Origin of the sequence: Paenibacillus sp. Aloe-11 (assembly GCF_000245715.1) — a bacterium.
GTDB classification, from domain to species: domain Bacteria; phylum Bacillota; class Bacilli; order Paenibacillales; family Paenibacillaceae; genus Paenibacillus; species Paenibacillus kribbensis.
Map to the genome: position 1 here is coordinate 50,937 of NZ_JH601066.1, position 11,345 is coordinate 62,281.

Consider the following 11,345-nt stretch of genomic DNA (forward strand, 5'->3'; position numbering starts at 1 on the left):
CGGGCGGCCCGTTTTTTATACGAGGTCGGGACCGAGGAGGCGCGTGACGCGCTGGAGAAGGCTGTCGATGACCCCGAATTCGAGGTCAGTCTGCAGGCTAAAATGGCGCTGGAGCGCATCGAGTCAGGCGAGCAGGCCGCAGGCACAGTCTGGCAGCAGATGGCCAAGCGCAATTCTTGATTTTATACTTTACAGCGGCAAATTCAAAAAATTGTCGATTGTCAGAAGATGTACAGGTACGATATACTGTAGTTCGCTATACAATAAAATATCATGTCATACACCTCATCAACCCTGTTTTATGATGAGGTAGAGGTCGCGGATGTAATCAGTACACCGGAGGAGACGCCAAGAGCCGTCTGTGATTCCAGTGGAAAGGTACACCCGCCGAAGTATGCGGAGCTGACTCTTTGTAAATACTCCGAATGCTGGGGCTGCTGACCGAAAGGAGCAGAACTGTCACGCGATGTCCTGACACAGACACGTGTGTTGAGCTATCTTGTTATAGAAGAAGGTATGGTGCGGAATGCATAGACAAGACCGCAGGCGTATTTCCTGCGGTCTTTTGATTTATATACTCCCCCTCCTTCTGGCTCTTGCCCTGACATGAAATACAATTTCATGAAGGAGTGTTTGAACGTGCAACACAAAGCAACACCTGACGCAACCTTGCGGAAAAGTCTCAAAGCCCGACATATGACGATGATCGCCCTCGGGGGTTCCATCGGAACAGGCCTGTTCCTCGCCAGCGGAGGCGCGGTTGCCGAAGCCGGACCCGGCGGAGCCCTGCTGGCCTATGCTGCAGTCGGACTCATGGTCTACTTCCTGATGACCAGCCTCGGTGAATTGGCTACATTCATGCCTGAATCCGGCTCTTTTAACACCTATGCAGGTCGCTTTGTTGATCCGGCTTTCGGTTTCGCCATGGGCTGGAACTTCTGGTATAACTGGGCGGTGACGATTGCTGCCGAGCTGGCAGCAGCAACGGTGCTGATCAAATACTGGTTCCCGGAAAGTCACTCCGCCTGGTGGAGTCTGTTATTTTTGGCCGTCATCTTTACGCTGAACGCGTTGACCGTCAAAGGCTATGGCGAATCTGAATACTGGTTTGCCATGATTAAAATTGTGACTGTAGTCATCTTTTTGGCTGTGGGTGTGCTGATGATCTTCGGCATTATGGGTGGCCCGGCGGTTGGCTTCGCCAACTTCACGGTCGGAGACGCTCCGTTCCATGGCGGATTCTTCGCCGTATTGGGTGTATTCATGGCTGCAGGCTTTTCCTTTCAGGGAACAGAGCTGATCGGGGTAGCGGCTGGAGAAAGCGAAAATCCGCGTGAAAATGTGCCGCGGGCCATTCGCCAAATCTTTTGGCGCATCCTGTTCTTTTATATTCTGGCGATTCTCGTCATTGGATTGATCATCCCGTATACGAATCCGAACCTGCTGCGGGGAGATATCAGCGACATTGGAGTCAGTCCGTTTACGCTTGTGTTTGAAAAAGCCGGGCTTGCGATTGCCGCCTCTGTCATGAACGCCGTTATTTTGACCTCCGTATTGTCAGCAGGCAACTCGGGGATGTATGCAGCAACACGTGTGCTGTTTGCTCTGGCGCGCGAAGGCAAAGCTCCCCGCTTCCTCGGACACGTCAATCGACGCGGCATTCCTATGAATGCCTTGCTGATCACAACTGCTGTCGGTATGCTGGCCTTTCTTGCCTCTCTGTACGGGGATGGTGTCGTCTACAACTGGCTGCTAAATGCCTCCGGAATGTGTGGGTTTATTACGTGGGTCGGTATTGCGGTCAGTCACTATCGTTTCCGTCGTGCCTTTATGGCACAGGGGCATAGTCTGAGTGAGCTGCCATACACAGCACGCTGGTTCCCGTTTGGGCCGTTGTTCGCCTTCGCGCTGTGTATCATCGTTATTATCGGGCAAGGTGCGGATGCCTTCACCGGACAGGAGATCGACTGGAAAACGATGATTGCTACGTACATGAGTGTGCCACTGTTCCTTATTCTGTGGTTTGGCTACAAATGGATCAAACGTACCAAGGTCGTTCCATTAAAAGAATGTGATTTGAGTTCAGATGCTTCTGCGAATAAATAAATAGTAAAAAGCCCGTCTCCACATATCATGGAAAACATGCTGTTCATTCTGGTCCCAGACCGCTCAGCCGCATGTTTACCTATAGATGCCCGGAGACGGGCTTTTTGTTTTATTTGGAGGAAGGAGCTGCGGCTACTGCGGCTGTTAAAGACGTAGCTAAGGCACGTCGACAGAAGATGCCATAAATCACAGCGATCATTGTCAATAATGAGGAAAACAAGTACAAATTAACGATGCCCAGATGATCTGCAATCCAGCCCATTAAGAGCAGCGAAATACAGAAGGTTAAGCTGGTCAATGTGGCCTGGGCCGACAGCACCTTGGGCAAATCATGCACAGACACGCTCATTTGCATCATCGTGCGGCGGGATACGACGGACATTTCCGCAGGTAATCCCATCAATAGCACGATAAGCAGTGTCAGCGGCGGTAATGTGTTCAGCGCATACCAGGCTGTCAGCAGGCCGTAGCCTGCCATCCCCGCCAGCATGGCGGGCAGCAGTCTGGGCTGCAAATGCTTGACGCAAGCGAGGACAACGATGCCTCCACCGATCGCGCCCGCAAAATACGCTGCATTAATGTATCCCCACCATGCCTCGCTCTTGTGCAGAACCTGCTGAGCGAAAGCAAGCGTGAACGCGCCGACCCACACAGATCCCCCCAGCAGGTCAATCATATCCATAAAAATAAGAGCTTTGAGCCTTCGACTGGCTCCGATAAGGCTCCAGCCTTCACGCAATATTTCTTTTTTACGCTTCGGAGGTAACGCCGGGCTTTCCGACCCCGGGCCATGAAGCATTTCTTCCAGCTGTACGGGAGGCAGGTCATAATGTCCTTGCCCCGGCTCAGATACAGCCTCGGACACTAAATCCTCCCCGCTTCGTACCCGTGTTGCGGGCTGCAGCAAGTAATGAGCCTTGCCCTCTAATGGATCTCGGATCAAGCTGGTGAACATCAGGGCTACCATATACAATCCGCCAGCCACCAGCAGTGTCTTTTCAGAACCCAGCATGGCTACAAGCACGCCACTAAGCCCCCAGCCCGCTAATTGTACCGTCTGATCGCTGACGGATACAAAACTGTTCGCCCGCATCAGCTCTTCGCCAGAGGCAAGACGAGGAATCAACGCATTACGTGCAGGTGTAGTCCAGCCGTCCAGAAAAGACATGGCTGCCACCATCGTAAATACGATCACCCATATCGGCTCTGTGCCCGCTAACCACAGGTGGCCCAGCAGAACAGCAAAGAAAGCCAGTTGCCCAAGCTGGGAAACGAATAAAATAAAAGGCAGCTGAAATCGGGCCAAAATCAGCGGTGCCAAAAAGCCGCTAATCATCTGTGCTCCCATCCGCAGCAACGGAACGAGCACCGAGGAAAAGATCGAATCCGTCTCATGAAAAACGAGCGATACAAGTGCCATAATATAAAGAATATCGGCCGCATTTGACATGGTCTGCGTACCAAGCAGATAAGTAAAGGAACGCTTGTGCATATCAATAAAATACTCCTTTAGTAGTGTAGCTTTTTTACTGCAAGATGATTAGGTCCATCTCAGCGTTACACGAAGATTCCCGGTACTGCCTAAATTCGTAATCTGATAGGAAATGGACTTCAAACCGAGCTGATATAATGGCTGCAAATCTTCCTTGAGGCTTCGCTCTGTCCCCTGATATCCGAAGGTAAGCGTCGCCCCGCCTTTATTTATAGCCGTGCGAACCTGCTCCTTGATGTCGGCCGATGATTTAACCAAACCCTTGCCGTCCTGGAGTGGGTATTCCAGGTTATTATACAGCTTTTGATACACAGCGGCCTTCGATCCTCCCGCAGCGATCATTGCTGATAAGGTTTGCCGATACGATGTGTTCGCCTGAGGATACGGTTTAACCCATGAGTGGTCCCGGCGCATTTCGGTGTCGGTCAGCAGATAATAGGAAGTGCTTACCTCATTCCCGCGATCCGGGGTTGGATCATCCCAGGTCGTATCCATGTGATACCAGTGACCATCCAGCAAAACAAGATTCCATGCATGCAGCTGGCCCCCTGCTCTTCCTTCTACAATCCGGTTCGTAATCCCTGCGCGTTCCAACATTTTGTAGGCTAGCAAGGAATATCCCTGACAGACGGTGCTCCCGGTTTTCAGACCATCGTAGGCTGTGTACTTTTGTTGTGTTTCATCGTATTTCAGACGAACCACAATCCAGTCATGAATAGCCTTCACCTTCTCATGATCGGTCATGCCCTTTGTAATGATATCCCCCAGCACGGTTTGAACAATGCTATTCACGTAGGCCGTCTGTTCCTTCGTTTCACGGTAGCTCAAACGAATCGTAACCTCAGCGGACGTGGTGGTGCCAGTATAGCTGAATGCATAGCTTTTGATCGTATAATTCACATACGGATCGCTCTCCATGGCCTGTTGAATGGCCGTCTCCAGCTGCTGCTTGAGACCGTTCACCCGCCCTTGATATGTAAAGGTCAGCGTTTCACTCCGTGTATCCATGGCCTGTAAAAGCTTATTCTGAAGCTGCTGCGACGATACGGATGAAGTCGGCTTGACCGACGCCGCATATACATTGTTGCCCCACTCCACAGCCTGCGGCAGCAACACAGCCAGCGCTGCACCTGCAACCAGACATTTTACAAGCCTAACCCCGATTTTTCTGTTCATACAGAGCGTTCCTGCCCTTCTTGACATAGTGGTTAACAGCTCTATCTTACCATAAAAACAGTTGCCCCAAATGCTCTAGTTTTGTCAGTTGCAGACGAGTAAGACACCTGGCTACAGACAAGTTGTGACACCATGCCCACCTTTATAACAACGGAGCAACAGGCACAAATATCGCTCTCAGAGAATTTTATCACAGCAACAAAGCACTTCTTATGATATGGTACTTGCATTGGAAGTAAATGATATTGATTCTCATTCTACATTGGAAAGGCTGAGCACCATGCCAGAACATATCTCTCTCCTTCGTACACCAATGGGCCAGACTGTGCGTTTGCAATCCCTTGCCTCTCTCCATCCCTCATTGCGCCGCCGTCTAACGGACATGGGCATTGACGAAGGTTCTATTATACGATTAAAAAAAATCAGTTTGTTGGGCGGTCCTATTGTCATTGAATGCAACGGTCAATTGATCGGCCTCCGTCAAAATCAAGTGAAGCAATTGGAGGTCGTCCCAACATGGACATGATCGCTCTGTTCGGCAATCCCAACACAGGAAAAACCTCATTATTCAACAAGCTGACTCGTACCTATGCTGAGGTAGGCAACTGGTCCGGGGTCACGGTGGAAAAGAAAACAGGGCTTCTGCGCGACAAGTCTGCCGTTTTGGTGGATTTGCCGGGTGCCTATTCCTTGCTTCCACTTTCGCTGGATGAGGGTGTCGCAACCCGGTATTTGCTGGAGGAACCGCCCGCGGCCCTCATTAACATCGTGGATGCCTCCCAGCTCCAGCGAAATCTGTATCTGACCGTGCAGCTACTGGAGTATGGACGCCCGCTTGTACTCGGCCTCAACATGACCGACGTAGCCGATGCGACAGGTCTTCGCGTAAACAAAGAATTGCTGGCTGAGCAATTGAACGTTCCTATTATTCCGATGGTGGCCCGCACAGGCAGCGGAAGCAAGCAAATGCTCGCCACTCTTCGAGAGGTACGGCGTACATCGAATAATTTCCAACTGGATTACGGCCCCGCCGTCGAAGCCGCCATTACGGATATCAGCAGCCTGCTGACGGATGCACCTATACCGCAACTGCGCTGGGCCGCACTGCAATGTCTGGAAAACAATCCTGTCGTTATGGAATGGATGACCACTGAGGTGCAGCGTGAAAAGGTAACTGCACGTATCCAGCGTTGCGGGGAAGATCTTCTCGGCGAAGGCTATGCAGCCACTCCTGCCCAGCATATCCGTTCTGTACGTGCAGCATGGATCGCTGATCTGTGCACCAAGGCGCTCGACACCTCCAAGTTCAAGCCGCACAGTCTGACAGATAAGCTGGACGCAGTGCTAACCCATCGATATCTGGGGCTTCCGATCTTTTTGCTGCTGATGTACGCTACCTTCAAGTTCACCTTCGATTGGGCAGGTACGGTCCTTTCAGATATGCTGGACGGATTCTTTTCAGAGACACTAAGCAGCTGGATTTCGGAAGTGCTCGTGCAATTGAATGCATCTGCTTTTACACAAAGTCTGGTCGTGGACGGCATCGTGGCGGGCGTCGGGGGCGTACTCGTGTTTCTGCCTCAGATCGCTATTTTATTCTTGATCATCTCGGTGATTGAGGATTCCGGATATATGGCACGGGTCACGATATTAATGGATCGGCTGATGCAGGCTGTTGGCTTGAACGGGAAAAGCTTCATTCCCTTTATCATCGGATTTGGCTGCAATGTTCCGGCGATTATGGCGGCACGCACCATTGAGCAGCCCAGAGAACGCCTTATTACAACGCTGCTGGTGCCATTTATGTCATGTTCGGCCCGCCTGCCGATATATGCGTTGTTCACGGGAGTGTTTTTCCCGACACATGCGGCCAGCGTTATCATGCTGATGTACGTGCTAGGAATTACCGTGTCGCTCATACTTGCCAAAATTTTTTCCAAGGCATCCATTTTGTCGGGTGAGCCGTCCCTCTTCATCGTCGAGCTCCCTCCCTATCGGATACCGCAAGCTCTCACCCTGTTTCGCAGCACATGGGAAAAGGTCAAGGGCTTCGTCCGCAAGGCCGGAACGATTATTCTTGCCGGCTCCGTCGGCATCTGGCTGTTGTCCAATTTCGGACCACAGGGCTTCGGTGCCGAAATGGATGACAGCCTGCTCGCCACGATTGGAGGATGGTTTGCGCCCATATTGGCTCCTCTCGGTTTTGGCACCTGGCAAGCAGGCGCGTCCCTGCTCACAGGCTTTATGGCCAAGGAGGTTGTCGTATCAACGATGAATATCATTTACCACGTTCCCGATATGCAGGGACTGGAACTGCAGGTGAGTCATGCCTTTACACCGCTTGCTTCCTTTAGCTTTATGGTGTTCATTCTGTTGTATGTACCGTGTCTGGCGACGGTAGCGGTCATTCGCAAAGAGACCCTTTCCTGGCGCTGGACTGCATTTTCTATAATCTATCCTTTGACCGTAGCGTATATCATCGCCATCTTTATTTATCAGTCTGGCAGATTATTAGGTTGGGGTTAAGGCAAGGCCCTATGAACATAAAAGGAAGTGGATTCCATGATTAATGTTATCATTTTACTGGCGATCCTCGGTTATAGCGCATGGGTATTGGTACGCTTTGTGCGAAAAAGCCGCCAAGGCGCCTGTTCCGGGTGCTCATCAAGCAAGTCATGTCCGGGCTGTGACGCAAGTGCTGTGAAAGAAGATTATGCCAACATCAAGCGAACCGTCTAATTCAAACTCATCAATCCATGAAAAAAGCGTCTGCGGGTTTATCTGACCCGAAGACGCTTTTCCTATGTTCTCAAACTCACTGTGTATTCAGCGATATTTCGCCAAATGTTCGTTGAGCTCCCGCGTGTGCGGGTAAACTACACGATACAGCTCATACAAGCCTTCATACCGTTCCACATGCTCCGGGTTCGGTGAATATCTCGCTGCCTCACGCAGAAATGCTTCAGCACACGCCTGCAGCGATGCAAACCAGCCGCTGCCGTATGCAGCCAGCATGGCCGCCCCCAGGGCAGGTCCCTGCTCGCTCTCCAGCTTGATGATATCCGCATTAAAAATATCCGCCTGCATTTGCAGCCACGCCTCGTTGCGGGCTCCACCGCCGATGGAAATGACTTCTTTTACCGTTTTGCCCGTGCCTCTGAGAATATCAATGGATTCCCTGAGTGAAAACGTAATTCCCTCCAGCACCGCCCGTGTAAAATGCGCAAGCTCATGCCCCGCATCCATCCCGATAAAACTGCCCCGGATGGTTGCATCCGGATGAGGGGTACGCTCGCCGACAAGATAAGGCGTAAACAGCAGTCCGCGGCTGCCCGGCTCCACAGAGCTGACATCTTCCAGCAGCGCATCAAAAGAAAGCCCCGGCGCAAAGGTTTCCTTAAACCAGGTTAGGCTGTATCCGGCCGCGAGTGTAACTCCCATGATATAATAAGCATCCTGCTCACTATGATTAAAAAAATGCGCCCGTCCCTGCACATCAATATCCTTGCGCTCCTCATAGGAAAGCACAACGCCCGAGGTGCCGATGCTGCACATGGTGCGGCCTTCGCTCAAAATGCCTGCGCCAATCGCGCCACATGCATTGTCTGCTCCCCCCGCATACACCTTGGTTGCAGACGAAAGTCCGCTCTGCTCCGCAATCTCCGGCAGCAGTGTCCCCGTCTGGTCAAAGGATTCCACCAGCGGCGGGAACAACGACAACGGCAATTCAAACGCAGCGGCGATCTCCTGGCTCCACTGCTTTTGAGCAACATCCAGCAGCAGCGTGCCCGCCGCATCTGAATACTCCATCGCCAGTTGTCCAGTCAGACGGTACCGCACGTAATCCTTCGGCAGCATAAAATGCGCTGCGCGTGCCAGCACGTCCGGCTCATGCTCCTGCACCCACAGCAGCTTGGGCAGCGTAAAGCCCTCCAGCGCGCGATTGCGGGCGATGCTCAGCAGCTTCGGCCCAAGCTGTTCTTCAATACGGCGACATTGTGCCGTCGTGCGCGTGTCATTCCACAGAATGGCCGGGCGCAGCACTTGCCCTTCCTTGTCAGTCAGCACAAGCCCATGCATCTGTCCCGAAAAGCTAATGCCGTCCACGGCATCGGTGCCGCCAATTCCGGCCTTCTCCACAAGCTCCTTCAGAGCTGCCAACGTACCACGGACCCAGTCCTCAGGATGCTGTTCGCTGTACCCAGCCTTCGGCTGATGGAGCGGATAGGACTGGGAAGCTTCATAAGCCACTTGTCCCTTGCGGTTGACCAGTACCGTTTTGACTGCGCTGGTCCCTAGATCGACGCCGATGACATACCGCTCCTGCTCCTGTTTTGGCTCCTTCTGCATCGAAGTTCCCCCTTCCCTGCTAGCGTGTAGCCTTTATTTCATATATAGATTCTGGTTTTAATCCGCCAAAATGTATTGATTTAATGTCGCCTTCAAATATTCCTGACGACCGGACGCGTTTTTGCGTGGTGCTTCGTTCGCCAGTGCATATTCAGCCAGCGAAGCAAGCGTTGCTTTTCCAGAAACGATGTCTGCTCCAATGCCTTCTTTAAAGCTGCTATAGCGCTTCTCGATAAAGTCCTCAAATACACGATCCTCGATCAGCTTGGCGGCGATCTTCAAGCCTTTTGCATACGTATCCATCCCTGCGATGTGTGCGAGGAACAAATCCTCCGGCTCAAACGATGCTCTGCGTACCTTGGCATCAAAGTTGATACCGCCACGACCCAAGCCCTCGTTTTGCAGCACTTCATACATGGTCAGGGTCGCATCATACAGGTCAACCGGGAATTCATCCGTGTCCCAGCCCAGCATCAAATCTCCCTGGTTGGCATCCAGTGATCCCAGCATACCGTTAATCCGCGCCACACGCAGCTCATGATCAAAGGTATGACCTGCCAGAGTCGCATGGTTAGCTTCCAGATTCAGCTTGAAATGCTGATCCAGATCATATTTTTGCAGGAACGCAATCGTCGTCGCCGCATCGAAATCATACTGGTGCTTGGTTGGCTCCTTCGGTTTAGGCTCGATCAGGAACTGAGCGTCAAAGCCGATTTCACGCGCATAGTCCACAGCCATATGGAACATACGGCCCAAATTGTCCTGCTCCAGCTTCATATCCGTATTCAGCAGGGTTTCATAGCCTTCACGGCCGCCCCAGAAAACATAGTTGTCTGCGCCCAAGCGCTTGCCTACTTCCAGGCCCTTTTTAATCTGGGCGGCTGCATGTGCGTATACGTCCGCATTGCAGGTTGTCGCAGCTCCATGCAAATAACGAGGATGGCTAAACATGTTCGCTGTGTTCCACAGCAATTTTTTCCCCGTAGCCTTCATATGCTCCTCAATCAAATCCACAATCGTATCCAGATTGCTGTAAAATTCCTTCAGGGAAGCGCCCTCCGGGGCAATATCCACATCGTGGAAAGCAAAATAAGGCAGATTCAGCTTATCCAGCAGCTCAAAGGCAGCTTCCACACGAGCCTTTGCCAAATCCAGCCCGGTGAACTTGGACCACGGACGTACCGCTGTCTCTACTCCAAACGGATCGGTGCCGCCTGCGACAAGTGTATGCCAATAAGCCATGCTAAAACGCAAATGCTCCTCCATCGTTTTTCCTGCCACAATTTCCTGTGGATTATAAAATTTAAATGCAAAAGGATTATTGGATTGCTTGCCCTCAAAATGAATTTTGGATACCTGCTCGAAATAAGCCATCAATAAGTTCCTCCTTTGTAGTAACCGTTATAGCAATCGTTATATTAAAGAATGAAGTAACCGTTTACAAAAAGATTCTAGCACAGACAAATAACTTTGTCTATTGCTTAAACTAAGTTTGTTTTTATGATATAATATCGGGAATTACACCAACAGGAAGTGAAAAGGTCATGAATGTCACCGGCGATCAGGCGCTTGTCAAAAAGCTGAATAAATCCATTGTGCTGGAGCGTATCCGCCTCCATGCCCCGCTATCCCGGGCACAATTATCAAGTCAAACCGGGTTAAACAAGGCCACCGTATCCAACCTGGTAGCAGAGCTAATCACCGAGGGACTTGTATATGAAACAGGATTAGGTGAATCCAGTGGCGGGCGTAAGCCTTTAATGCTGCTGTTTAACAGCCGCGCCGGCTTTGTGCTTGGCATCGAGGTTAGTGTGCATTATATCCAGGGTGCTCTGACTGATTTGGCAGGAGCCATTGAGACAGAGCTTGTCCTACCCCTGGGGCAGCATGATCCTGCCTTTGTCATGGAACAGATTCAAAAGCTGGTTCAGCAGCTCATGCAGGTCACTCCTCCCTCCCCTCATGGCATCGTTGGCATTGGGCTGGGAGTACCGGGTATGGTGGATGAATCGGGAACTGTTTTGTTCGCACCCAATCTGGGCTGGGAAGAGGTTCCACTGCAGCAGCAGCTTGAGACAGAGCTTGGCCTGCCCGTCGTAGTGGATAACGAGGCCAACGTCGGTGCTCAGGGCGAGCTGTACTATGGTATGGACGGCGAGCATCGGCAGTTGGTGCGGGATCTGGTTTACATCAGTGCAGGTTCCGGGATCGGGGCCGGGAT

At 51.6% G+C, this 11,345-nt stretch carries 9 protein-coding genes, 1 pseudogene and 1 riboswitch; of the genes and pseudogenes, 6 read left to right on the forward strand and 4 right to left on the reverse strand.

Annotated features, from left to right (window positions below):
* Together WG8_RS20490 and WG8_RS20495 are read left to right on the forward strand one after the other, a co-directional pair.
* Positions 1–180 (forward strand): annotated as a pseudogene (locus tag WG8_RS20490) (virulence factor); the annotation flags it as partial.
* A 122-nt stretch (positions 181–302) separates the two neighbouring features.
* Positions 303–505: riboswitch (Lysine riboswitch) on the forward strand.
* 134 nt (positions 506–639) lie between these two features.
* Complete coding sequence (locus tag WG8_RS20495) at positions 640–2,106, forward strand: amino acid permease (RefSeq protein WP_007432151.1); 1,467 nt, start codon at positions 640–642, stop codon at positions 2,104–2,106.
* A gap of 109 nt (positions 2,107–2,215) precedes the next feature.
* Here WG8_RS20495 and WG8_RS20500 read toward each other — a convergent pair whose 3' ends face one another.
* Together WG8_RS20500 and WG8_RS20505 are read right to left on the reverse strand one after the other, a co-directional pair.
* Positions 2,216–3,598, reverse strand: coding sequence for an MFS transporter (locus WG8_RS20500; RefSeq protein WP_007432152.1), 1,383 nt, complete (start codon positions 3,596–3,598; stop codon positions 2,216–2,218).
* A gap of 48 nt (positions 3,599–3,646) precedes the next feature.
* Positions 3,647–4,774, reverse strand: a complete 1,128-nt coding sequence (locus tag WG8_RS20505) for a transglutaminase domain-containing protein (RefSeq protein ID WP_007432153.1) — start codon at positions 4,772–4,774, stop codon at positions 3,647–3,649.
* Between the two features lie 280 nt (positions 4,775–5,054).
* Between WG8_RS20505 and WG8_RS20510 the strand changes: the two genes are divergently transcribed.
* The 3 genes from WG8_RS20510 to WG8_RS26770 are packed head-to-tail and all read left to right on the forward strand — an operon-like array spanning position 5,055 to position 7,513.
* Positions 5,055–5,300, forward strand: coding sequence for a FeoA family protein (locus tag WG8_RS20510; protein ID WP_007432154.1), 246 nt, complete (start codon positions 5,055–5,057; stop codon positions 5,298–5,300).
* A complete protein-coding gene (gene feoB / locus WG8_RS20515) occupies positions 5,291–7,300 on the forward strand; it encodes a ferrous iron transport protein B (protein ID WP_007432155.1) in 2,010 nt (669 codons plus the stop codon). Before WG8_RS20510 ends, feoB begins: the two co-directional genes overlap by 10 nt.
* 36 nt (positions 7,301–7,336) lie before the next feature.
* Positions 7,337–7,513 (forward strand): FeoB-associated Cys-rich membrane protein, encoded by a 177-nt coding sequence (locus WG8_RS26770; RefSeq protein ID WP_007432156.1) that lies wholly within the window; start codon positions 7,337–7,339, stop codon positions 7,511–7,513.
* 87 nt (positions 7,514–7,600) lie between these two features.
* Here the strand turns inward: WG8_RS26770 and xylB are convergent, their stop codons facing one another.
* Positions 7,601–9,124 (reverse strand): xylulokinase, encoded by a 1,524-nt coding sequence (gene xylB, locus WG8_RS20520; protein WP_007432157.1) that lies wholly within the window; start codon positions 9,122–9,124, stop codon positions 7,601–7,603.
* Positions 9,125–9,181: 57 nt separating this feature from the next.
* On the reverse strand, positions 9,182–10,498 hold the full coding sequence (xylA, locus tag WG8_RS20525; protein WP_007432158.1) for a xylose isomerase: 1,317 nt from the start codon (positions 10,496–10,498) through the stop codon (positions 9,182–9,184).
* Positions 10,499–10,668: 170 nt separating this feature from the next.
* On the opposite strand from xylA, the gene WG8_RS28875 reads away from it, so the two are divergent.
* On the forward strand, positions 10,669–11,345 hold a 677-nt coding region (locus WG8_RS28875), incomplete at its 3' end, for an ROK family transcriptional regulator (protein ID WP_007432159.1).

Bases quoted from the DNA above. Each gene is read 5' to 3' on its own strand.
- feoB (WP_007432155.1), top strand. From the start codon at position 5,291: ATGGACATGATCGCTCTGTTCGGCAATCCCAACACAGGAAAAACCTCA.
- WG8_RS26770 (WP_007432156.1), top strand. From the start codon at position 7,337: ATGATTAATGTTATCATTTTACTGGCGATCCTCGGTTATAGCGCATGG.
- xylA (WP_007432158.1), bottom strand. From the start codon at position 10,498: ATGGCTTATTTCGAGCAGGTATCCAAAATTCATTTTGAGGGCAAGCAA.
- WG8_RS20500 (WP_007432152.1), bottom strand. From the start codon at position 3,598: ATGCACAAGCGTTCCTTTACTTATCTGCTTGGTACGCAGACCATGTCA.
- xylB (WP_007432157.1), bottom strand. From the start codon at position 9,124: ATGCAGAAGGAGCCAAAACAGGAGCAGGAGCGGTATGTCATCGGCGTC.
- WG8_RS20510 (WP_007432154.1), top strand. From the start codon at position 5,055: ATGCCAGAACATATCTCTCTCCTTCGTACACCAATGGGCCAGACTGTG.
- WG8_RS20505 (WP_007432153.1), bottom strand. From the start codon at position 4,774: ATGAACAGAAAAATCGGGGTTAGGCTTGTAAAATGTCTGGTTGCAGGT.